Genomic DNA, 21,962 nt, shown 5'->3' with positions numbered 1-21,962 from the left:
TGCGCCGGGGACGCGTTGCCCGCGTCCCGGCGCCGAGAAGCGTCGTTCACGCACCCGCCGCCGTTCTGCCCGCGGCGAGCGCGGCCTGGCGTGCCGTGCGCCTGCGGCGCTGGAGTTCCGGGTCCGGCACGGGCACGGCCGCGATCAGCCGGCGGGTGTAGTCCGTCTCGGGGTGCAGCAGCGTGGTCGCGGTGCTGCCCTGCTCCTCGATCCGGCCCGCGCGCATCACGACGACGCGCTGCGCGAACTGCTGGACGACGGCGAGGTCGTGCGAGACGAAGAGGCAGGCGAAGCCGAACTCGTCCTGGAGCTCCCTCACCACCTCCAGCACCGCCGCCTGCACGCTGACGTCGAGCGCGCTGGTCGGCTCGTCGGCGACCAGCAGCCGGGGTTCGAGGACCAGGGCGCGGGCCAGGCTGACCCGCTGGCGCTGCCCGCCGGACAGCTCGCGCGGCGCGCGGTTCGCCAGCGCCCGCGGCAGGCGGACCCTGTCGAGGACGTCGGCGACCCTGGCCCGGCGCTGCACCGCGGTCATCTTGCCGCGGTGCACGTACAGCGGCTCCGCGACGCACTCGGCGACGCTCATCCGGGCGTCGAGCGAGGCCACCGGGTCCTGGAGGACGACGCCGACGCCGGAGAGCAGGGCGCGGCGTGCGCGCCCCCTCGACCGGCGCAGGTCGGAGCCGAAGAGCCGGACCGAGCCGGCGGACGGCTGGACGAGACCGAGCGCGACCCTGGCCGCGGTGGACTTGCCCGAACCCGACTCGCCGACCAGGCCGACGGTCTCCCCCGCCCGCACGGACAGCGTCACCTCGTCGAGCGCCTGCACGGCGCCAGGCCCGCGGCCGAACCGCACCGACACGCCTTCCAGGGCGACCACGGCCTCGCCGGCACCACCGGCTTCCGCATGCCCGGTGGCGTCCGCATGCCCACCGGCGTCCGTGTTCTTGGCGGCACCCGTATCCGTGTCCGTGCTCTTGGCGGCGGCACCCGCGGCGTCCGCGGTCCCGGCGCCACCCGCACCCGCGGACCCGGCACCCGGCGCACCGCCGGCCGCGCCCGCCTCCGCCACCGCAAGCCGCGGCACGGCCCCCAGCAGCCGCTTGGTGTAGTCGTGCCGGGGCCGCAGCAGGACGTCCGTCACCGTTCCGGTCTCGACGATCTCGCCGTCGAGCATCACGGCGACCCGGTCGGCGAAGTCCGCGACCACGCCCATGTTGTGCGTGACGAGCAGGACGCCGGTGCCGGAGTCGGCGGCCAGCGCGCGCAGCAGGTCGAGGACCTCGGCCTGCACGGTGACGTCGAGCGCGGTGGTCGGCTCGTCGGCGATCAGCAGGCTGGGGCTGTTGGCGATGGCCATGGCGATGACGACGCGCTGCCGCTGCCCGCCCGAGAGCTGGAACGGGAAGGCGGACGCGCGCTGCTCCGGGTCGGGTATGCCGACGCGGCGCAGCAGCTCGACGGCCTCCCGCGCGGCCTCGCGGGCGTGCACGTCCCGGTGGTTGCGGATCACCTCGGCGATCTGCGCGCCGATCCGCGTCAGCGGGTCGAGCGCGGTCGCGGGCTCCTGGAACACCATGGCCGCGGACCGGCCGCGCAGCCCGGCGAGTTCGGCCTCGGAAGTGCCGATCACCTGCCGGCCGCCGACGGAGACCGAGCCGGTGACACGGGCGTTGGCCGGCAGCAGGCCCATCGCGGCGAGCGCCACGGTCGACTTGCCGGAGCCGGACTCGCCGACCAGGGCGAGGGTCTCGCCGGGCGCGACGGCCAGCGCGACGCCGCGGACGGCGGGCACGTCACCGGTCTCGGTGCCGAACGTGACGCCCAGATCGGCGACGTCCAGGATCGGCCCTGCGGAACCGGCGGCGGAACCCGCTGACCCGGCGGCGGAACCGGCAGACCCGGCGGACCCGGCAGACCCGGCAGACCCGGCAGCGGAACCGGCGGACCCGGCAGACCCGGCGGACGCGCCGCCGGTCTTCTCGGCGGGCATCCCGGCGCTCCCGCCGGCGTTCTCGGCGGCGGTCATCCGCGCCCCCTCACGTCGAAGGCGTCCCGCAGCCCGTCGCCGATGGCGTTGAACGCGCACACCACGAGGATGATGGCAAGGCCGGGCGGCACGATCAGCCACCAGCGGCCCGAGTAGGCGGCCGTGAGGCCGGAGGAGAGCATGCCGCCCCAGTCGGTGGACGGCGGCTGGACGCCGAGTCCCAGGTAGGAGACGTAGGCGACGAGCAGGATCGCGTCGGCGACCTGGAAGGTGGCGGCGACGACGATGGTGGAGATCGAGTTGGGCAGGATGTGCCGCAGGATGGCCCGGCTGTGGGTGCCGCCGATGGCGCGCAGGGTCAGGATGTAGTCCCGGTTCTTGAGCGTGAGCGTCTCGGCCCGGATGAGCCGGGACGGCACCAGCCAGGACACGAACCCGAGGATGAGGATCAGCCCCGGGATGCCGGGCGTGGAGATCGCGGAGACCACGAGCAGGATGAACAGCGCGGGGATCGCGATGCCGGCGTCGACGATGCGCATCATGACCGCGTCGACCCAGCCGCCCGCGTAGCCGGCCGCCGAGCCCCAGAGGGTGCCGATGACGGTCGCGAGGATGCCGGCCGCGAGGCCCACCACGAGGGACACCTTGCCGCCGAACATCAGCCGGCCGAGCTCGTCGTGGCCGACCGCGTCGGTGCCGAGCAGGTGGGCGCCGCTGGGCGCCAGGTTCACCTGCGTCAGGGTGGTGTGGGTCTGGTCGGTCGGGTACAGGACCGGGCCGAGGAAGCAGAACAGCACGAAGAACACGACCACCGCGAGCCCGACGACCGCGAGCTTGTTGCGGGCGAAGCGGCGCAGGGCGATCCGGGCGCCCGACGCGCCGGCCGCCGCCTCGGGCTCGCCGGGCGGCCTCAGGCCGGGGGCCTGGCCCGGTTGGAGGACGGCGCTCATGACGTGCCTGCCTTCACTCGGGGGTCGATGAACCGTTGGAGGATGTCGGCGAGGAGCGTGCCGACGACCGTGGCGATCGAGATGACGAGGACGCAGCCGAGCAGCACCGGGTAGTCGGAGGACTGCGCGGCGCTCCAGAACAGCAGCCCCATGCCGGGGTAGTTGAAGAGCTGCTCGACGACGAGCGAGCCGCCGAAGAGCACGGGCACGTAGTACCCGAGCATCGCCACCACCGGGGTCAGGGAGTTGCGGAACACGTGCCGCCACAGGATCGCCCGCTGGCGGGAGCCGCCGGCCCGTGCGGTCCTGACGTAGTCCTCGGAGAGGTTCTCCAGGGTGGCGGCGCGCATGTATCTGCTGAACACCGCCACCATCGAGGTGGCCCCCGCGATCACCGGCAGGACGAGCGCGTTGGCGTCCGCGAAGACGGACCCGAGCGTCTCGCCCTGCGGCCCCTGTGACGGGAACCAGGGCAGCCACTGCGTGAAGACGAGCACCAGGATGAGGCCGAGGAAGTACACGGGCGTCGAGTAGGCGACGAAGCTCAGCGTGGTGATCGCGTAGTCGGTGGGCTTGTTGCGCCGGACCGCCTGCCACATGCCGAGCGGCACCGCGAGGAGCAGCCCGACGATCGCGGAGAGCACGGTGAGCACGAGCGTCTTGGGCAGCCGCTCGCCGATGAGCTGGGAGACGGACTCGTTGAGCGTGTACGAGGTGCCCAGGTCGCCGTGGACGAGGGTGCGCAGGTAGTACACGTACTGGACGGGCAGTGGCTGGTCGAGGCCCTGCTCGTGGTTGAACTGCGCGAGCTGCTGCGCGGTCGCCTGGGGGCCCAGGATGCCGCGGGCCGGGCCCCCCGGGAGCGCGTGCAGCAGGCAGAACACCACGACCGTCACGATGAGGATCACGACGACGGCCTGCAGGACCCGCCTGGTCAGGTAGAGAAGGTTGGGCATGGGACTTCCGGTCGGTGGGTCGCGGCGGTGCTGGCTTCCCTGAGCTGCCTCACGCGGGCGCGCGGGCCCCTCCCGCGAGCGCGCGGGGCCGTGAGGCCGGGCGCGCTCGCGGGGGTGCCCGCGCTCGTGTGGCTGCGGGGGCTCACTTCATCCACTTCCACTGGGCCGGGTGGAAGTTCGCCAGCGAGTCCTGGAAGAAGCCGCCCAGGCGGTTGCTGACGACGGAGATCTGGTAGTCGGGCTCCGGCAGCCACACCACCGGCAGGTCCTTGGCGAGGGCCGCGCTGTAGTCCTGCATCGCCTTGGGCGAGTTGGAGGTGGTGGACGCGTCGATCAGCTTGTCGACGTCGGGGTTTGCGTAGTTGCCGAAGTTCGAGCCGCCCTTGCTCTGGAAGAGCGAGTCGCCGGTCGGGTAGGCCGGGAAGTACCAGCTTCCGGCGGTGCCGAAGAACGACAGCTGCCACTTGCAGATCGGCTTGTCGGCGGTGCACTGCGGGGTCTGCGAGAGCACGGAGTTGACGGGCGCGGTCTTGATGGACAGCTTGATCCCGGTCTTCTCCATGGAGGACTGGATCGCGCTCATCATGTTGTCCGTGACGGTGGAGCCGGACTGCGACAGCACCTGCATCTGGAACTTGGTGCCCTTGTCGACGCCCTCGCCGCACGCGTTGTCACCGCTGCCGGGCGTGGTGCAGGTCATCACGCCGCCTTGGAGGCTCCAGCCGTGGCTGGTGAGCAACTCCTTGGCCTTGCCGGTGTCGAAGGGGTACGGGTTGCCCTTCTGCTCCGGCGAGAGGAACGACGAGACCTGCGCCTGCGGGACCGGGCCGTAGCCGGGCACCGCGGTGCCGCCCCAGACGACCTTGGCGAGGCTGGTCTGGTCGACCGACTCCTGGATCGCCTGGCGCGCGTAGAGCTGCTTGAAGACGGGGCCCATGGTGGGGTTGTTGAAGTTGTACGGCAGGTAGGTGATCGCCCAGCCGGTCCACGGCTTGACGGTGTAGCCCTGCGTGGTGAACTGGCTCTTCTGGTCCAGGTCGGTGGCGTCGATGTAGCCGTAGTCGACGCGCCCGGAGCGCAGCGCGTTCTTCTCCGCGTCCGTGGTGGTGAAGGGCAGCAGGTTCACCGTCTTGATGGCGGGCTTCTCAAGCCCGTCGTACTTCTCGTTCGCGGTGAGGACGACCTTGCCGGCCGTGGAGAACGACTTGATCGCGTAGGGCCCGTCGATGGTCTTCCACAGCGGGTCGCTCTGGTAGTTCGCGATCTTCTTCGCGGCGCCGTTCAGGAAGGCCCACACCTGCTTCGCGCCCGCCGCCGAGCGGTCGGCGTCCGAGACCTTGGCCGCGGCGCCGGTCTTGTCCCAGGCGTGCTGCGGCATGGGCTGGATCTGGCTGAGCTGGTTCGCCAGCATCCACTGGCTGTTGTAGGCCTTGTCGAACGTGAGGGTGAAGTGCCGCGCGTCGACGGTCTTGAACGAGGTCCAGTTGTCGGGGGCCTTGCCGGGGCTGTAGCCGGCCCACTCGGACTTGTTGCCCTTGACGACGTTGTACCAGAACTCCACGTCACGGGAGGTGACGGGCTTGCCGTCGCTCCAGTGCCGGTCGCCCAGGGTGACCGTGACGCTCCTGCCGTCCTTGGCGAAGTCGGCGGCGGTCGCCAGGGAGGCCGACTTGTTCCAGGCGATCTTGCCGGTGGAGCCGTCGTAGGCGATCAGCGGTTCCCAGAGGCTCGCGATGATCGAGTTGTTGTTGGTGTTCAGGTGCGCCGCGGTGCCGATGGGCAGGATCCAGTTCGGCGTGAAGTTGGCGGGCAGCGCGTAGTTGATCGCGTCGTGGGACGACCCGGACGACGAACCGCTCGTCCCGGAGCAGCCCGCGAGCAGCGCGCCCGCCGAGACGAGGACACCGGCGAGGACCGCCGGGTGGCGCCGACGGGCCGCCGTGGCAGCAAGGAACATGGCTCTCCTCAAAGGAGTGAACGGCCCGGTGTGTCCGCCGGGAACCTGGATGACTCGTGTGAACCGTGGGGCGTGGCGGAGTCAGTCAACGACCATAGACGTCGAAGAAACAAACGGGTAGTCGTAAAAAGTAAGTTTCTGCTGTCCCAAAAAAACCAGCGCGTGAGGGGCGAGATATCGTGTTCACCATGCTTTGTCCCGTTTGATTCTTCGGCAATTGGGCTGATCATCTGCCCGATGGGGGCTACGCTCACCGAATCGCGGGATTGGTTCCCGCGTCTCGACCCGCCGGCGGAAGTAACTGCGTCCATGCCTGAAAAAAGCGCGCCCCCACGGAGGAGCCCCACCGGGGCCACCACCTCCGTGGCCCTGCGCGTTCTCGAACTGCTCGCCTCCGGGCAGGCGGAGTCACGCACCGAGCTGGCCGACCTCACCGGCGCCGCGCCGTCCACGATCTCCCTCACGGTCGGGCAGCTCGTCGCGCACGGGCTCGTCGCGGAGCAGGGCACCCGCTCGTCCACGGGCGGGCGCCCCAGGAAGGTGCTCCGGCTCGGCGGCACCGACGGGTACGTGGCCGCGGCCGACCTCGGCGGCCATCACGCCCGGGTGGGCGCGGTGCTGCCGGGCGGCGGGCTCACGGACGTGGCGACCGTGCCGCTGCTGATCGACGACGGGCCCGAGGCCGCGCTGCCCCGGCTCGCCGAGACCCTGGAGGAACTGGCCGACCGCCGCGGTCGCGCCCTGCTGAAGGGCGTCGGGTTCTCCCTGCCGGGCCCGGTGGACATCACCGCGGGAACGGTGACGCTGCCGTCCCGGATGCCGGGCTGGCACCGGTTCCCCGTGCGGGACTGGCTCCAGGAGCGGTTCGGGGTGCCGGCCGCCGTCGACAACGACGCCAACTGCATGGCCGTCGGCGAGCACGCCGCCCAGCCCGCCGCGCGGCGCCAGTCGATCACCGTGAAGATCGGCACCGGCATAGGCACCGGCATCATCACCGACGGCCGGCTGCACCGGGGCGCCACCAACGCCGCCGGCGAGATCACCCACGTCCGGATCGAGGCCGCCGACGACCGGCCGTGCAGCTGCGGGAACACCGGCTGCCTGGAGACCGTGGCCTCGGGCGCCGCGCTGGTGCGGATCCTGCGCGAGCAGGGCGTCGAGGTGGACTCCGTCGAGGACGTCGCCCGGCTGGCGTCGGACGGCGACCCGCAGACCACCCTCGCCGTCCGCCAGGCCGGCCGCCACCTGGGCACCGTGCTCGCCGCCAACGTCAACTTCTTCAACCCCGACGCCGTGTACCTCGGCGGCATCCTGTCCACCCTGGAACCGCTCGTCGCCGCCGTGCGCAGCCGGCTCTACGAGGCCTGCCACCCGCTCGTCACCGAGCACCTGGTGATCGAGCGGGTCAGCCTCGGCGCCGACGCCAACCTGGTCGGCGCGGGCCGGTTCGCGTTGCAGAGCGCTCTCACGCACGCCCTGGAGGCCGTCGCACCATCCACCACCGGCAGCGCCCACCCGCGCCCCGCGCCGCACCGCGGCGGCGGCGACGCGGCCGGCTGACGGCGAACCCCGCGAAGAGGAGCCATGCCCGAGCCACACCCCCGTACCCCCGTCGCCCACCCGGTCATCGCCATCGCCGGTCTCGGCATCGAGTCGTCGACGTTCTCGCCCGCCCGCACCGAGGCGCCGGCGTTCCACCCGCTGCGCGGCGATGACGTCGTCACCCGGTACCCGTTCCTCGCCGCAGGTGAGCCGCTGCGCGAGGCGGCCGACTGGCGCGGCGCGCTCGTCGGCAAGTCGCTGCCGGGCGGCACGGTGACCGCCGGGGCGTTCGCGGAGCTCTCCGACGAGCTGATCGAACGGCTCGCCGCACTCGGCCGCGTGGACGGCCTCTGGTACGACATCCACGGCGCCATGTCGGTGGAGGGCCTGGACGACCCCGAGGCGGCCCTGCTCGCCCGGATCCGCGAGACCGTCGGCCCCGACGTGATCGTGTCCACCTCGATGGACCTGCACGGCAACGTCTCCCGCGAACTCGCCCACGGCAGCGACCTGATCACCTGCTACCGGATGGCGCCGCACGAGGACGCCATGGAGACCAAGGAGCGCGCCGCGCGCAACCTCGTGGACCTGCTCGGCTCCGGCGCCGGCCGGCCGGTGAAGGCGTGGGTGCCGGTGCCGGTGCTGCTGGCCGGCGAGCAGACCTCGACGCGGATCGAGCCGGCGCGCAGCGTCTACGCGGCCGTCGCCGACGTCGAGGCCGCCGACGGCGTCACGGACGCCGCGATCTGGGTCGGCTACGCCTGGGCGGACGAGCCCCGCAACCGCGCCGCGGTCGTCGTGACCGGCCCCGCCGAGGCCGCGGTGGCCGCCGGTGCCGAGCGGCTGGCCCGCGGCTTCTGGGACGCGCGGCACGACTTCGCGTTCGTCGCGCCGACCGGAACGCTCGACGAGTGCCTGGCGGCGGCCCTCGCCTCCCCGGCCAGGCCGTACTTCATCAGCGACACCGGCGACAACCCGACCGCGGGCGGCGCCGGCGACGTCACCTGGACCCTCCAGCGGCTGCTGGAGCGCCCCGACCTCACCGCGGCGGACGGCCCGACCGCCATCTACGCCTCGGTGCCGGGCCCCGAGGCGGTCGCGACGGCGGTGGCGGCGGGCGTCGGCGCGGAGGTCACCGTGACCGCGGGTGCCGAGGTCGACGACCGGCACGCCGGGCCCGTCACCCTGACCGGCGTGGTGCACGCGATCAAGCACGGCGACCGCGACGCCCGCGTCGAGGTGGTGATCCGCGTGGGCGGCCTGCACGTGATCGTCACCGAGCTGCGCAAGCCGTACCACCACGAGAAGGACTTCACCGACCTGTCCCTCGAACCGCGCGGCGCCGACCTGGTGATCGTCAAGATCGGGTACCTGGAGCCGGAGCTGTTCGCGATGGCCAGGGACTGGAAGATGGCGCTCACCCCGGGCGGCGTCGACCAGGACCTGGCCCGGCTCGGCCACCACCGCATCCGCCGCCCGATGTTCCCCTTCGACGCGGACATGCCCGAGCCCGACCTCACGGCCCGGATCATCCCGCCGTCGCACGCGCCCCTCGCCGGGCGCGACGAGTGAAGCCCCGGCCGGACGGATGAGGTGAGCGGCCCCCGTCCGGCCGGTCAGGCCCTGTGGGGCGGTGTCGGCGGCACCGCCCCACAGGGGTAAACGTCGCGGGCGCGTCCGCACAGGCGGCCGTCCCCGTTTCCAGCGGGTCCGCAAGTCCACACGGGCGGACGCGCCCGTTCCCAGCGGGTCCGCAACGACCGGCTCGGCTGCGCTACTCGCGCGGTGACCGCTCGGAGGACGATCGCCCGATGCGTCAAAGGACGATCACGCGATGCGTCGGAGGACCACCTCGCGATGGTCCAGAGGGCGATCAGGCAATGGTTCAGAGGCCGATCACGCGATGCGTCAGAGGCCGATCACGCGATACGTCAGAGGACCATCTCGCGACGGTTCAGAGGACGATCTCGGCGACCCGCTCGATCTCGTCGAGGTCGTCGCCGGTCGGGTTGAGGATCAGCTCGTCGGCTCCGAGTGCCTCGAACTCACCGACCGTCTTCCTGATCGCGTCCGCTCCTCCGCTCGCCGCGGACGAGATGAGCCCGGCGATCTCCGCTCCCGCGGTGGAGTAGTAGTCGTAGACGTTCGCCCGGCCACCCTCGACGTCCGCGACGGCGTAGTACGCGATGGCGACCAGGTACGGCGAGCCGTCGCGTCCGGCGTCCTTCCAAGCCGCCCGTACGCCGTCGAAGGCGCCGGTGACCATGGAGGCCGGCAGTGACGCGCCGATGTAGCCGCGGCCGGAGCGCGCCACGCGGTCGTACGACGCCTGGACCATGCCGCCGAAGAGCAGGGGCACCTCGCGGCTGCCCTCGGGGACCAGCGGGTTGTCGCAGCCGTCGGGTGTCTCACCGCGCCACACGCTCTTGAACGTCTCGATGTCCTGGTCGAGCCGCTTGCCGGTGCCGCGCGGGCCAAGACCCTCCACCACGAAGTCGTCGGAACGCCCACCGAGGCCGACGCCGAGGGTGAGACGGCCGCCCGAGACACCGTCGATGCTCTGGGCCTCCTTGGCCAGCATCAGGGCGGGCCAGACCGGGCCGAGCAGGACGTTGCTGATGAGCCCGATCCTGCTCGTGGCACCCGCCGCGGCGGCCAGCGCGACCGTGTCCATCACCCCCGGGTAGGCGACCCGGCCCACACTGCCCAGGGAGGAGAACCCCGCCGCTTCGGCACGCCGCGCCCACTCGGGGATGACGTCAGCTCGCACGTTGCGTATCTGGTTGGGGATCCCGATGCCGATTTTCATGATCTGTGCTCCCTGCGTTCATGCCAAGTACGTCGGTGTGTCTCGCGCTTGGGGTTGGGTGCGAGGCCACCGTTTCTTGATCCGGTGTATCAGGGATCGCCGCGGGCGGGCCAGATCAGGTCCGTGGGTGGACTGCCGGGCTGCCGCCCCTCGGTCCCCGACGGCGTGCCGGACGGGCGGGGGGCGGTGTGGTCGGCGGGCGATCCGTGGCGTGTCCTGTGGTGCGTGTCCCATAGTGCGTATGCACCAGGACACGCGAGTGGCTGGTCCAGGCGCACCAGGCGGAGGCGGACTCGGGGACGATGCCGGGCGGGGCGCCGGAGGCGAGGGTGGGAGGCGTGGGAATCGCGCGCAATTCCTCTTGCCCAGCGGTGGTTGGAGTGATCAGCAGTGGTCCGGATGGAGATCGCACCCGTGGTCCTGGCACCGCTCGGCCGCCGGGCCTGGCGGCCGGCCCCTATCCTGAAGCATGTGCTGCTTGATGCGGATATCGAGGGTGAGGCACTGAGCAGGCCGGTCCCGGCCTCCACGACCGGGCCGGACACCGCGGTGCGTCGGCTCCCCTCCGGCCGGCACTGAGCCGGCCATGACGGACACAGGAGGCAGTGGTCCGCGACCGGGCGGCACGTGGCGGCGCCAGGGAGCGATCACGGCGACGGCGTTCGTGCTCTGCCTGCTCGGCGGGGTCGTGCAGGTCGACAACACGCTGTCAGCACCACCCGCCGCCGCCTACGCCATCGCCATCGTGTCCTGCGCCGCGCTGCCGGTGCGGCACCGGGCGCCCCTGGCCGCCATGGCGGTCACGACCGCCTGCGGCGTGGTGGTGTCGCCCCTGGGCCTCCTGCTGAGCCCGCTCATCGTGGCCCCCGCCGTGATCACCGCCTATTCCTACGCGCTCACCGCGCCCGACGAGCGGCGCGCGGCGAGCGCGGTGTCGCTCACTTCCGCGGCACTGCTGGTCGCCTCCACCCCCTTGTTCGGGGGCCTCTCGTGGCAGGACGCGAGCAGGGTGGCGGCGGTGGCGGCGTTCCCGCTGGTGGCCGGCGTACTCGGTCGCTCGGTGCGGAACCGGCGTGCCTATCTGGCGGCCGTTCAGGAGCGGGCCCTGCGGGCCGAGGAGAGCCGGGACAGCGAGGCGCGCCGCAGGGTGGCCGAGGAGCGGGTGCGCATCGCCCGGGAGCTGCACGACCTCGTGGCCCATCAGATCACCCTGGCCAACGCGCAGGCCACGGTCGCCGCCCACCTCTTCGACGCTCGCCCGGAGCAGACCCGCAAGAGCCTGGGGGAGCTCGTCGAGACCACCGGCCACGCGCTCGACGAACTGCGGGCCACGGTCGGCCTGCTGCGCCAGTCCGGGGACACGGCCGCCCCCGCCGAACCGGCGCCCGGCCTGTCCCGGCTTCCCACGCTCCTTGAAACCTTCCGCCGCGCGGGTCTGGAGGTGTCGGTGCACACGGAGGGCACGGCCAGGCCGCTGCCGCCGGGCGTGGACCTCACCGCCTACCGGATCGTCCAGGAGGCCCTGACCAACGTGACCAAGCACGCCGGTACCGGCAGCGCCCGGGTGGGCCTCACGTGGAACGGTGATCGCGTGACCCTCACCGTCGCCGACGACGGAGGGGGCGCCCGCACGGCGCCGACCGCGGCCACCGGACCGGCCGCGTCCATCGGACCGGCCGCGTCCATCGGACCGGCCGCGTCCACGGTGGCGCACCGTGCGCCCGGTTACGGCCTGATCGGCATGCGTGAACGTGCCACCGCGGTCGGGGGACACCTCTGGGCCGGCAGGGGCCCGGAGGGCGGCTTCCTCGTCTCCGCCCGGTTGCCCCTCCCGCCCCTCCCGCAGGCCAAGGACACGGCGCGCGGGACCGCCGGTGCGACCGCCATCGAGGGGCGGACGTCCGACGGCGCGATCGACGGCGGAGGGGCGGGCGGCGGAGAGGCCGGCGACGGCGCCACCGGCAGCGGGCGGACGTCCGACGGCGCGACCGGCAGCGGCGCTGGCAGCGGGCGGACGGGCGACGGAGAGCCGGGGGACGCGCCGTGACGCTCCGAGTGCTGCTCGCCGACGACCAGGCCCTGCTGCGGGACGCCTTCCGGATACTCCTCGACACCGCCGACGACATCACCGTGGTCGGCGAGGCCGCCGACGGCAGGGAGGCGGTGGGACTCACCCGGCAGCTCCGCCCGGACGTGGTGATCATGGACATCCGCATGCCGGAGATGGACGGTCTCACGGCCACGTCGGAGATCTGCGCGGACCCGGAACTGCGTGCCAGCCGCATCCTGATACTCACCACGTACGAGACCGACGAGTACGTCGCCCAGGCGCTGCGCGCGGGGGCCGGAGGTTTCATCGGCAAGGGCATCGGCGCCGAGGCCCTGCTGGACGCCGTGCGCACGATCGCCGCCGGCGACACCCTTCTGTCCCCCGCCGCGACCCGCTCCCTGGTCGCCCGTTTCCTGGCCACACCGGACGATCCCCCGCCGCACCACCCCGAACGGCTCGCCGTGCTCACCCCGCGCGAACGCGAGATGGTGGCTCTGGTCGCGACCGGCCTGTCCAACCAGGAGATCGCCGAGCGGATGTTCCTCAGCCCCTTCACCGTCCGCGCCCACGTACAGCGGGCCATGACGAAGCTTCAGGCCCGCGACCGGGCGCAGCTCGTCGTCATCGCCTACCGGACGGGCCTGGTCCACGCCGCCCCCGACGGCGGTACCGACCGCATGCCGTGATCCGGCAGAGGGCCCCTCGGCGGCACCACTCGGCCGGCTCCGTCCGGGGTCACGGCATCGGGGCGAACTCGGGCAGCGCAAGGGCCGAGTGGGCCGGCTGCGCCGGCGCGGACGGCATCGTCACGAGGCCGCGCAGCATGGTGTTGCGTCGTTCCAGAGCCCGCGCCGTGGTGGGGAAGAGCGTGGCCGCACCCGTGTCGACCAGTGCCTGGTTCATGGCCACGAACCCCCGGAGGTCGCGTTCGTAGGCCGCGAAGGCCGCGGTGTGGTCCCGGTTCGCGGCCAGGGCGTTGGCGAGCATGTAGGCACCGGCCAGCGCGAGGCTCGAACCCTGCCCGGTGAGGAACGAGGGTGCGTACGCGGCGTCGCCGACGAGCGCGACGCGGCCGCTCGACCAGCGGGGCATGCGGATCTGACCGGCCGTGTCGAAGAACAGGTCGTCCGCGCCGTGCATGGCGTCGACCATGCCCGGCACCTCCCACCCCGCGCCGGCGAAGACCGCGGCGACCAGGTCCCGCTGGGCGTCGGGGTTCCTCAGGGCTTCGAACGGTGGCTCCGGTCGGTGAAAGGTGAGGAAGGCGTGCAGCTCGCCGTCCCCGACGGCGTAGAGGGCCGCGGCCTTGCCCGGGGTGTTCCACAACACGAGCTCGCGGGAGAGCCCGACGGTGTTCGGCATGGTGAAGATGGCGAAGGCGTAGCCGAGGTAGCGGTGGAACTGCTCCTCGGGACCGAACAGCAGCTCCCGGGTGTGCGAGTGCATGCCGTCGGCGCCGACCACCAGGTCGAACGTGCGCTGTCGCCCGCTGTGGAACGTGACGTCGACCCCTTGGCCGGACTGGTCGAGGGTGTCGAGGGTGTCGATGGAGTCGCCGAACAGGAATTCCACCCCGTCGGAGACGATCGCGTGGAGGGCCGCGGCCAGGTCTCCCCGACGTACTTCGAGGTCCCGTCCCTCGACACCGCCGGCAACCGCGCGCGGGTTGACCGAGGCCACCTCACTTCCGTCGGCGTCGAGGAAGGTGCAGCGCCGCGAGCCGATGTGCGCGTCGCGCAGTCGCGGCAGGATCCCCATCCGCCGGACCACCTCTGTCGCACTGCCGCGGATGTCGATCGGGTAACCGCCGTCGCGCAGTGCGCCTGCCTTCTCCACCACGGTGACCGCGCATCCGGACCGGTGCAGCCAGTAGGCCAGCGCGGGTCCGGAGATACTCGCCCCGGAGATGAGAACGGTGCGCTTCGCGGTGGTACTCGCGTCCGTCGACCGGCCGGTGGGTGTCATGCCGGGGCTCCGTTCTTCGTGGTGCGAGTCTTCGTGATGCGGGCGACGAGCAGTGACAGCGCGGCGACGAGGCCGGCGACGGCGAACCCCGTGGCGAAGGCCGATTCGGACGGCAGGCCCGTCACCGGGTCGGCTCCGGCGGCGAGGATCGCGCCGCCGACCTGGACGCCCAGGGCGACCCCGATCACGCGCGTCACCACGAGCAGGCTGGTGGCGATGCCGGTGTCCCCGGTCTCGACGGCGGTGGCGGTGCCGGCGAGCAGCGCCGTGGTACCGGCGCCCGCGGCGAACGCGGTCACCGCCTTCGCGAGGACGAGCTGCCATGCCGAGGTGTGCACCGACGCCAGGGCGATCAGCGTGGCCGCCGTGACGACGGTGCCCGCGACGACCACGGCACGCGAACCGAAGAGCCGCGCCGCGAGCCCGCCGACCGAATCGCTCACCGCCCCGGCGACCGCGCCCGGCATCAGGAACAGTCCGATGGTGGTGGTGCCGGCTCCGAAGCCGTAGCCGTCGCCCGACACCGCGAAGAGCTGCGGAAGCAGGAAGATCACCATCCCGGAACTGGTGGTGATGACGAGGGTGAGCACCCACGCGTTCCACATCGCGGGCTTCGCCAGCATGCGCAGATCGACCATCGGCGAGGCCGCCCGGCGCTCGACGGCAACCCATCCGGTCGCGAGGGCGGCCACGACCACGGCGATGGCACCGACCGCGAGGGGCGGCAGGCCGCCGCTCGTCACCGTCACGAGCCCGAGCATCAGCGCGAGCAGCGTGCCGCTCAGCAGGACCACGCCGGGCCAGTCGATCCCGCTGTCCGACCGGATCGGCGGATCGTGCGGCATCAGCCGCGTCACGGCCAGGGTCGCCGCGATGATCGCGATCGTCGGCAACGCGAACATCCAGTGCCAGGACAGTCCCTCCGCGATCGGCCCGGCGACCAGCGTTCCCACCATGCCGCCGCCCGTGAACAGCGCGACGACCACCCCGATCGCCACCTGTGACTCTCCCGCCGGGAGGTGCCCCCGGACCAGGATGAACGAGAGCGGCAGCGCACCCACCATGGCGCCCTGCAGTACCTGACCGATCAGCAGCAACGGCAGGTTCGGCGCCAGGCCGGCCAGCAGACCACCGGCCGAGACCACGGCCGCCAGCCAGACCAGCACCCGCTTTCCGCCATGGCGGTCGCCGAGTTTGCCTGCGAGGGGTGTGAGGACCGCGCCGGTGATCAGCAGCGTGTTGGCGACCAGTGCCCCTTCGGCGGGGCTGACGCCCAGCTCACGCTGGATCAGCGGGAGCGCGGGCTCCACCACGGACTGGAGGGTGCCGAGGGCGAGCGCCAGGATGCCGAGGGCACCGATCGCCGGCTTCCCGATACGGACCGGGGAGACCACAGCTTCGGACATGGACGTCCTTCCGTCGTTGGTTCCCCCCACACTCGCCTCCGCCGCCCCGGCCGGGCATCGCCTCCCGCCACCGTCTTCGTCTGGTGCGTCCGGATCAGGCACGCACGGCCCCTGGTGCGTACGCACCAGGGGCCGGATCGGGACTCGACGGGCTTGAGGCGGAGTTCGGTGTTCTGGCGGAACTCGACGAGCGCGGCCCCTACCCCTTCTGCTGAACCCGGTCGTACAGCGGCTTGGTGATCGTCGTCGTGAACTGCGGGCCCACCAGGTACCGCGCGCAGTCGTCGTGGGCGTCGATCGGGCACGGAGTGCCGTCCGCGTCGAAGAACCCGCCCTGCGTGTTGTCCCCGACGACCGTTCCCACCCCCGTCACGGGGTCGAGGCCGGTGATGCGTGGGCCGCCGCTGGAGCCGCCGCCCATGATGCACGGCGGGCCGAACTGGCCGGGGGGCTCGGGCCAGTCGGGGGAGCCGGGGTACTCCCGCGCCTGGCCCGAGCAGTAGGCGAGGCGTTCGCCGGTGTACTCCGGGAGGCCCTCGCGGGCCGGGTCCGCGCTGGCGCGCGGGTAGCCGAAGGACGTGCTCCGGACGTTGCCCGGGCGGTCGAAGCCGATCTTCTGCGCGGCGCCGACGACGTCCTGCGGGGCCCGGCCGTGCCCGTCCGGGTTCAGTACGACGAACGCCTGGTCGTAGGCGTCGTACGTCTCGCCGTGCTGCGCGTCGTTGGCCAGCCAGGTGGCGTCGACGGCGCCCGTGCGGCCGACGAACTTCCCGTAGGGCGCCTGGCCGTCGTGGTAGCCGGGCACGAACATCTCGTTGGCCGCCCACTGGTTGTCCTCGCCCAGCAGGTTCGTGTTGTTCACGCAGTGGCCCGCGGTCACCACGGTGCTGCGGTTGGCGCTCTCGACCAGCGTGGCGGTGCAGCTCGTATCCTCGCCGTGGTCGGTGAAGAAGAGCCGTCCCACGGTCCTCGGCAGCGCGTTCGGTGTCGTCCAGGGGGCGCCGTCGGGGCCGCCGGTGGGCGGGTTGTCCGACGCCGGCGTGGTGAGCGCCCCGATGCGCTCCGGCGTCCAGTAGTCGAGCACGGCCTGCCGCTCGGCGGCGGTGACCGCCTGCTGGTGCACGGCCACCTGGCCGGCCGCGGCGGCGCCGTCCGCGGCGGGGGCCGGGGCGGTGGCCAGCAGTGGCGCCGCGGCGGCCACGGCCACCACGACCGCCGCGGTCACGGGGCGCCTGCGGGATGCACTGGGTACGTATCGCATGCGGCGGAGGCTACGGAGGGTGTGTCAGGAAGCTGTCAGATTCCTGGCAGGAGGTGGTGAGGGGATGCGCAGGGTGAACGTGGCGCCCTCGCCCGGGACGGACTCCGCCGTGGCCGTGCCCCCGTGCGCCTCCGTGAGTTTGCGGACGATGGGAAGGCCGAGGCCGCTGCCTCCGCCGCGGCGGCTGCGGGACTTGTCGGCGCGCCAGAACCGCTCGAAGACGTGCGGCAGTTCCTCGGGGGCGATGCCGGTGCCGGTGTCGGACACCTCGATGACCGCGGTGCCGTCCTCGTGGCGTGCCCGCAGCGTCACCGAGCCGCCGGCGGGGGTGTGGCGGATCGCGTTGGAGAGCAGGTTGCCGACGGCCTGCCCCAGGCGCACGGGGTCGGCGGGCAGGGGCGGCAGGGCGGGGTCGGCCTCGACGGCGAGCCGGACGTCCGCCGCGGCGGCCGCCGCACGGTGCCCCATCGCCGTCGTGTCCAGCAGCCCGGCCAGCGACACCGGCTCCTTCGCCAGGCGCAGCTCGCCCGCGTCGGCGGCGGACAGGTCCCGCAGGTCGTCGATGATGTGCTGGAGCAGCCGGGCCTGGCCGAGCAGCAGGGAGACCACCTTGTCGTCGGGCCGCGCCACCCCGTCCTGCACGGCCTCCAGCCACCCGCGGATGTTGCTCAGCGGGGTGCGCAGCTCGTGCGCGACGTCGCTGGTCATCGCCCTGCGCCCGGCCTCCAGTTGGGCGCGCCGCGCGGACATCGCGTTGAACGCACCCGCCAGCCGGCCGAGTTCGGCGCCGCCCGCGACCGCCACCTGGGCCCCCACGTCGCCGTCCTCCATCCGCCGCACCGCCTGTGTCAGCGCCCGCAGCGGCCTGACCAGCCGGATCCCGGCGAACGTCGTCACCGCCACGGTCACCAGCAGCACCAGCGCCGAACTCGCCGCGATCCGCAGCCTGTTGCCCGGGGACAGGTCGAAGAACGTGGTCGCCGTCCGCCCCGGGCTGCTCACGTAGAGCCGGGCCCCGGGCGCCACCAGGGGGGCGAGCTGCTGGCTGCGGCTGTTGGCGAGGCAGGAGGCGGCCCGCGCGTTCGTGGCGTCGGCCTCGCCGGGGGCGGGGCGTGCCACGGCCGCCTGGCGCGGCGCGGGGCGGGTGGGGTCGGGCAGGCTCACCGCCGGCTGCCCGCTCGGGTCCAGCGTCAGCGGCACCGGGCCCGTGCCGCGCCGGGCGAGGCACGTGTCGACCAGGGAATTGAGCGCCTTCAGGGCCCTGGTCTCGGTCGGCGTCGGCGCGTCGAGCGCCGTGCTCGCGCACCGCGTGCCGGTGACGGGGCTCTGGTCGGCGGTGACGACGCGGGGGCGCCCGCCGGGCGCGGTCTCGACGTGCGCCTCGACGCCCAGCGTCCGGCGCAGGCAGGCGGTCGCCTTGGCCGCGGCCCGCGCAAGGCGGTCCCGCTCGTCCGCGGGCAGCCGGAAGGGGCCGACGGCGCGCGGGTCGATCCCGTCGGCCTCGGCGCCGGGCACGAGCTGGGGGTCGACGGCGAGCGGGTCGATCACGGCGGTCGGCTTGTCCGGCGGGCGGTACGGGGGGTGGGTGGCGTCGGAGCCGGGGGCGGGGGCGTGGCCGTGGGCGGTGGCGGTGGCGGTGGCGGACTCGGAGTCGGCGAGCGTCCGGCCGGACTTGTCGAGCAGCACGATGCGGTGGCCGGTGCGGTGCGCAAGCTCGCCGGTCAGGTGCCCGGCGCCGGACCAGTCCGGGTGGGTGGCGGCGTAGCCGAGCAGGCCGTCGTAGATCCGGGTGTCGTCCGCGAGCGCCTGCCCGCGCTCCTGTCCGATGGCGACGGCGGTCGTGCGCACCACCACCCACGCGGTGGCCGCGACCGAGCAGACGGACACCAGCGCCGACACGGCCAGCAGCCGCACCAGCAGGCTGCGGCGCAGCGGCACGTCCCGCCGGTCGGTGGGGACGGCGGTGCTGGGCCGGTCCGTGTGGGGGGCGGTGCTGGCCCGGTCGGTGTGGGGGGCGGCGCCATGCTGGTCGGTGTGGCCGACCAGCCCTGCCCGGTCGGTGCGGCCGGATCCGGAGGCGGCCGGACTCATGAACGGCCGCCGGCCCCGGGCCGTCGCGGGCCGTCCGGCTCCCGGGAGCCCGGATCCCGGAAGGCCTGCTCCGCGGAGGCCGGGGCCTCCGGCCACTCGTCCGCCAGCTTGTAGCCGACCCCGTACACCGTCACCAGGCAGCGGGGCACCCGCGGATCGGGTTCCAGCTTCCGGCGCAGGTTCATCACGTGGACGTCCACCGTCCGGCCGGTGATGTAGCTGTCGAAGCCGTGCAGCCGCGAGAGGATCTGAGCGCGCGTGAACACCTGCCCGGGGCGCTCCGCGAGCACTTCGAGGAGCCGGAACTCCCCCGGTGTGCACTCGATCCTGCGCCCGTGCGCCCACGCCTCGTGCCGCGCCGGATCCACCGTCAGGGGGCCCGCCCTGAGCACCGGCCGGGACGCCGGCTCGGGCTCGGTGGGACCGGTGGGACCTGTGGGACCGGTGCGGGCGCCGCGGCGGAGCAGTGCCCGCACCCGGGCCATCAGTTCCCGGGGGCTGAACGGCTTCGTCATGTAGTCGTCCGCGCCGAGGTCGAGGCCGAGCAGCAGGTCGTCCTCCGTGGAGCGGGCGGTGAGCATCAGCACCGGCAGGTCGGCGAGGGCCTGTTGGGAGCGGACGATCCGGCAGACGTCGAGCCCGTCGACGCGCGGCATCATCACGTCCAGGACCAGCAGGTCGGGCGGGGCGTGCCGGAGCGCGTCGAGCGCGGCCCGGCCGTCGTGCACGACGGTCACCCCGTGGCCCTCGTGCTCCAGATAGCGGCGGACCAGCTCGGCCTGCCCCTCGTCGTCCTCGGCTACCATCACCTGCGCGCACATGGCCCCGAGTCTAGGAACGCGCGACCGGGCGCCGCCCCGCCGCACGCCCCCTCGGCCGCACCGCATGCCACACCGCAGGCAGGCCGCCATGCCGCCCGCACCGGGCAGGCAGATGTGGTCCGGCCCAACGCCGCGTGTACCGCGAGGGTTTCTTGTGCGATACATCCATCCGTTCAGCGGGACTTCCGGAAGCGGCCATCCCGGTTCCGCGTGATGGGTCGCCTCTCCGAGTGACCGTTTGCGAGCCCCCTAAGTCGGCCGAAGAGCCGAACTTGAAAGGACTTCGTAATTTGTGAACGCCGTCTGCAAGTGCCGCAGGGCCTGCTGGAGCGGAACGCTGGAGACCTCATTGAGGAACGCGAGTTCCTCACTCTTCTTCCAAACGGTCAGCATCGCCGACGTCTGGTTGTAGTTGACCCGCTCCTGGCGTGCCCACGCCTCCGTTCGGGCCGCGAGAGCTAAGTTGTAGACCTTCCGCACGCACCCGAACGTGCGCGACAACTCAGCCGCCTGCGCATCGCTCGGATAAAAGCGGTGCTTGAACGCCCGCTTCACGTGAGTAGTCATCGCTCGCAAGCTACCATCACAGCGTGTGACCTCGCCGGTGAACACTGGGGGAAGCCCTGCAAAGGAGCCCAACATCAGCGAGTGGCGCCGGCGGACCGTGGGCAACCTGACGTCCACGTTCCGGTTCGGCAAGGCGAACGACGCGCCGGTGCTGCCGGACACCACCGGGCAGTACCAGCTCGCGCAGTACGAGGTGAACCAGCTGCCGAAGCCGACCATCCGCCGGCCAACCAGCAGATACCGCGCCAGGAGCCGGGCAAGCGCCCGCACACCTCCTGACGCACACCTCCTGATGCGCGTGTCCTGACGCACGTGTCCGTGATGCACGCGGCGTGACGAGCGTGCCCTGACCGACCCCCTCACGCCCCGGCAGCGCAGCCGCTCGCGCCCCGGGGCACCCCGCTCCGTTCCCGCCGCTGCCGCGTGGCGCGGCGCGGAACGGGTCCCGGCCACGGATGCCGAGGATTCCCCTCTCCCCGGCATCCGTGGCCCACGGATCTCGCTGGCATCCGTAGCCCGCCACTGGCCCTGAGCGGCAGTGGCCCGCTACGACCCCTTGATGTTCCTGCCGAGGAAGTTCCGGATCAGGCGGACGGCCTCGTCGAGGGCGGACTCCAGGAGGAAGTGGCCGCCGTCCAGGAGGTGCACCTCGGCGTCGGGCTGGTCGCGGCTGAAGGCGCGGGCGCCGTCGGGACCGAAGATCGGGTCGTTCCTGCCCCAGACGGCGAGCAGCGGCGGGCGCCGGTCGCGCAGGTACTCCTGGACGCGCGGGTAGAGCGGGACGTTGGTGGCGTAGTCCTGGAGCAGCTTGAGCTGGACCAGGTCGTTGCCGGGGCGGGAGACCATCCGGTGGTCGTGGTGCCAGGTGTCGGGGTCGACCAGCGTCTCGTCGGGGACCCCGGTGACGTACTGCCACTTGATCATGTCGAGTCCGAGCGCCGGGGCCAGGGCCGCCGCGTTGTCGGGGCTGGGGTCGCGCTGGTAGGCGACGATGGGCCGCCAGAACTCGTCGACGAAGCCCTCCTCGTAGGCGTTGCCGCTCTGGGTCACCACGGCGGTGATCGCGTCGGGGTTCCGCAGCGCCAGACGCCAGCCGACGGGGGCGCCGTAGTCCTGGACGTAGAGCGCGTACCGGCCCACCCCGAGCTGGTCGAGCAGGCCGCCGACGTGGTCGGTGAGGGCGTCGAAGGTGTAGTCGAACTCGTCGGTGGACGGCGTGTCGGAGAAGCCGAAGCCGGGGTAGTCGGGGGCGATGAGGCGGTACTCGTCGGCCAGCGCCGGGATCAGGCGGCGGTACATGAAGGAGCTGCTCGGAAAGCCGTGCAGCGGTACGAGGACGGGGGCGTCGCGCGGCCCGGCCTCCCGGTAGAAGAGCTGCCGTCCCTGCACGGTCGCGAAGCGGTGGTGCACTTCCGCCATGTCCTCGTCACCCTTCTCGGACCATCGCCCGATATGCGGCTTTCATTCACCCTTATTTGCATACTGCCGCATGGGCGGGAGGGGGCGGGGGCGCCGCGCCGGGGCGGGGGCGCCGCGCCGGGGCCGGGGCGCCGCGCCGGGGCCGGGGCCCGGTACCGGGTCGGCTCTCCGTGACGGG

At 72.8% G+C, this 21,962-nt stretch carries 16 protein-coding genes and 1 pseudogene; 5 read left to right on the top strand and 12 right to left on the bottom strand.

Going from position 1 to position 21,962, the window contains the following annotated elements:
• Positions 1–46: 46 nt before the first annotated feature.
• From Sm713_RS10890 to Sm713_RS10875, 4 genes are all read right to left on the bottom strand, one after another.
• On the bottom strand, positions 47–2,029 hold the full coding sequence (locus tag Sm713_RS10890; protein WP_249416221.1) for an ABC transporter ATP-binding protein: 1,983 nt from the start codon (positions 2,027–2,029) through the stop codon (positions 47–49).
• Complete coding sequence (locus tag Sm713_RS10885) at positions 2,026–2,940, bottom strand: ABC transporter permease (protein WP_212909416.1); 915 nt, start codon at positions 2,938–2,940, stop codon at positions 2,026–2,028. The genes Sm713_RS10890 and Sm713_RS10885 overlap by 4 nt, the downstream gene beginning before the upstream one ends.
• Positions 2,937–3,896, bottom strand: coding sequence for an ABC transporter permease (locus tag Sm713_RS10880; RefSeq protein ID WP_212909415.1), 960 nt, complete (start codon positions 3,894–3,896; stop codon positions 2,937–2,939). Before Sm713_RS10880 ends, Sm713_RS10885 begins: the two co-directional genes overlap by 4 nt.
• A 142-nt stretch (positions 3,897–4,038) precedes the next feature.
• A complete protein-coding gene (locus tag Sm713_RS10875; protein WP_212909414.1) occupies positions 4,039–5,853 on the bottom strand; it encodes a peptide ABC transporter substrate-binding protein in 1,815 nt (604 codons plus the stop codon).
• A gap of 309 nt (positions 5,854–6,162) precedes the next feature.
• Between Sm713_RS10875 and Sm713_RS10870 the strand changes: the two genes are divergently transcribed.
• On the top strand, positions 6,163–7,413 hold the full coding sequence (locus tag Sm713_RS10870; protein WP_212909413.1) for an ROK family transcriptional regulator: 1,251 nt from the start codon (positions 6,163–6,165) through the stop codon (positions 7,411–7,413).
• A 24-nt stretch (positions 7,414–7,437) separates the two neighbouring features.
• Positions 7,438–8,967, top strand: a complete 1,530-nt coding sequence (locus Sm713_RS10865; protein ID WP_212909412.1) for a M81 family metallopeptidase — start codon at positions 7,438–7,440, stop codon at positions 8,965–8,967.
• 382 nt (positions 8,968–9,349) lie between these two features.
• On the opposite strand, the gene Sm713_RS10860 is transcribed toward Sm713_RS10865, so the two are convergent.
• The gene (locus Sm713_RS10860; RefSeq protein WP_212909411.1) at positions 9,350–10,204 is read right to left on the bottom strand and encodes an LLM class flavin-dependent oxidoreductase; all 855 of its coding nucleotides are present in this window, start codon (positions 10,202–10,204) and stop codon (positions 9,350–9,352) included.
• A 586-nt stretch (positions 10,205–10,790) separates the two neighbouring features.
• Here Sm713_RS10860 and Sm713_RS10855 point away from each other — a divergent pair.
• Positions 10,791–12,251 carry a sensor histidine kinase gene (locus tag Sm713_RS10855; protein WP_212909410.1) on the top strand — a complete coding sequence of 487 codons (1,461 nt, stop codon included), beginning with the start codon at positions 10,791–10,793 and terminating at the stop codon, positions 12,249–12,251.
• A complete protein-coding gene (locus tag Sm713_RS10850) occupies positions 12,248–12,940 on the top strand; it encodes a response regulator transcription factor (RefSeq protein WP_212909409.1) in 693 nt (230 codons plus the stop codon). Before Sm713_RS10855 ends, Sm713_RS10850 begins: the two co-directional genes overlap by 4 nt.
• Positions 12,941–12,989: 49 nt before the next feature.
• On the opposite strand, the gene Sm713_RS10845 is transcribed toward Sm713_RS10850, so the two are convergent.
• The 6 genes and pseudogenes from Sm713_RS10845 to Sm713_RS10820 form a co-directional block, all read right to left on the bottom strand.
• The gene (locus Sm713_RS10845) at positions 12,990–14,219 is read right to left on the bottom strand and encodes an FAD-dependent monooxygenase (protein WP_212909408.1); all 1,230 of its coding nucleotides are present in this window, start codon (positions 14,217–14,219) and stop codon (positions 12,990–12,992) included.
• Positions 14,216–15,625, bottom strand: coding sequence for an MFS transporter (locus Sm713_RS10840; protein ID WP_212909407.1), 1,410 nt, complete (start codon positions 15,623–15,625; stop codon positions 14,216–14,218). The genes Sm713_RS10845 and Sm713_RS10840 overlap by 4 nt, the downstream gene beginning before the upstream one ends.
• Positions 15,626–15,824: 199 nt before the next feature.
• Complete coding sequence (locus tag Sm713_RS10835; RefSeq protein WP_212909406.1) at positions 15,825–16,886, bottom strand: serine protease; 1,062 nt, start codon at positions 16,884–16,886, stop codon at positions 15,825–15,827.
• A 24-nt stretch (positions 16,887–16,910) separates the two neighbouring features.
• Entirely contained in the window at positions 16,911–18,977 is a 2,067-nt protein-coding gene (locus tag Sm713_RS10830; protein WP_212909405.1) for a HAMP domain-containing sensor histidine kinase, read from the bottom strand.
• Complete coding sequence (locus Sm713_RS10825; protein WP_212909404.1) at positions 18,974–19,798, bottom strand: response regulator transcription factor; 825 nt, start codon at positions 19,796–19,798, stop codon at positions 18,974–18,976. The genes Sm713_RS10830 and Sm713_RS10825 overlap by 4 nt, the downstream gene beginning before the upstream one ends.
• Positions 19,799–20,083: 285 nt before the next feature.
• Positions 20,084–20,365: pseudogene (locus tag Sm713_RS10820) on the bottom strand (helix-turn-helix domain-containing protein); the annotation flags it as partial.
• A 25-nt stretch (positions 20,366–20,390) separates the two neighbouring features.
• Between Sm713_RS10820 and Sm713_RS10815 the strand changes: the two are divergent.
• Positions 20,391–20,672, top strand: a complete 282-nt coding sequence (locus Sm713_RS10815; RefSeq protein ID WP_212909403.1) for a hypothetical protein — start codon at positions 20,391–20,393, stop codon at positions 20,670–20,672.
• A 239-nt stretch (positions 20,673–20,911) separates the two neighbouring features.
• On the opposite strand, the gene Sm713_RS10810 is transcribed toward Sm713_RS10815, so the two are convergent.
• Entirely contained in the window at positions 20,912–21,784 is an 873-nt protein-coding gene (locus Sm713_RS10810; protein ID WP_212909402.1) for an alpha/beta fold hydrolase, read from the bottom strand.
• Positions 21,785–21,962 lie beyond the last annotated feature (178 nt).

It is taken from the genome of Streptomyces sp. TS71-3, from assembly GCF_018327685.1.
Lineage (GTDB): Bacteria > Actinomycetota > Actinomycetes > Streptomycetales > Streptomycetaceae > Streptomyces.
Note: the sequence above shows the minus strand (reverse complement) of the source record. Positions and strands in the feature narration are given on the sequence as shown.

What these genes read in the sequence shown, in the direction of transcription:
- Sm713_RS10825 (WP_212909404.1), bottom strand. Translation starts at nt 19,798, where the DNA reads ATGTGCGCGCAGGTGATGGTAGCCGAGGACGACGAGGGGCAGGCCGAG.
- Sm713_RS10860 (WP_212909411.1), bottom strand. Translation starts at nt 10,204, where the DNA reads ATGAAAATCGGCATCGGGATCCCCAACCAGATACGCAACGTGCGAGCT.
- Sm713_RS10830 (WP_212909405.1), bottom strand. Translation starts at nt 18,977, where the DNA reads ATGAGTCCGGCCGCCTCCGGATCCGGCCGCACCGACCGGGCAGGGCTG.
- Sm713_RS10840 (WP_212909407.1), bottom strand. Translation starts at nt 15,625, where the DNA reads ATGTCCGAAGCTGTGGTCTCCCCGGTCCGTATCGGGAAGCCGGCGATC.
- Sm713_RS10865 (WP_212909412.1), top strand. Translation starts at nt 7,438, where the DNA reads ATGCCCGAGCCACACCCCCGTACCCCCGTCGCCCACCCGGTCATCGCC.
- Sm713_RS10810 (WP_212909402.1), bottom strand. Translation starts at nt 21,784, where the DNA reads ATGGCGGAAGTGCACCACCGCTTCGCGACCGTGCAGGGACGGCAGCTC.
- Sm713_RS10890 (WP_249416221.1), bottom strand. Translation starts at nt 2,029, where the DNA reads ATGACCGCCGCCGAGAACGCCGGCGGGAGCGCCGGGATGCCCGCCGAG.
- Sm713_RS10885 (WP_212909416.1), bottom strand. Translation starts at nt 2,940, where the DNA reads ATGAGCGCCGTCCTCCAACCGGGCCAGGCCCCCGGCCTGAGGCCGCCC.
- Sm713_RS10835 (WP_212909406.1), bottom strand. Translation starts at nt 16,886, where the DNA reads ATGCGATACGTACCCAGTGCATCCCGCAGGCGCCCCGTGACCGCGGCG.
- Sm713_RS10845 (WP_212909408.1), bottom strand. Translation starts at nt 14,219, where the DNA reads ATGACACCCACCGGCCGGTCGACGGACGCGAGTACCACCGCGAAGCGC.
- Sm713_RS10855 (WP_212909410.1), top strand. Translation starts at nt 10,791, where the DNA reads ATGACGGACACAGGAGGCAGTGGTCCGCGACCGGGCGGCACGTGGCGG.
- Sm713_RS10880 (WP_212909415.1), bottom strand. Translation starts at nt 3,896, where the DNA reads ATGCCCAACCTTCTCTACCTGACCAGGCGGGTCCTGCAGGCCGTCGTC.
- Sm713_RS10875 (WP_212909414.1), bottom strand. Translation starts at nt 5,853, where the DNA reads ATGTTCCTTGCTGCCACGGCGGCCCGTCGGCGCCACCCGGCGGTCCTC.
- Sm713_RS10870 (WP_212909413.1), top strand. Translation starts at nt 6,163, where the DNA reads ATGCCTGAAAAAAGCGCGCCCCCACGGAGGAGCCCCACCGGGGCCACC.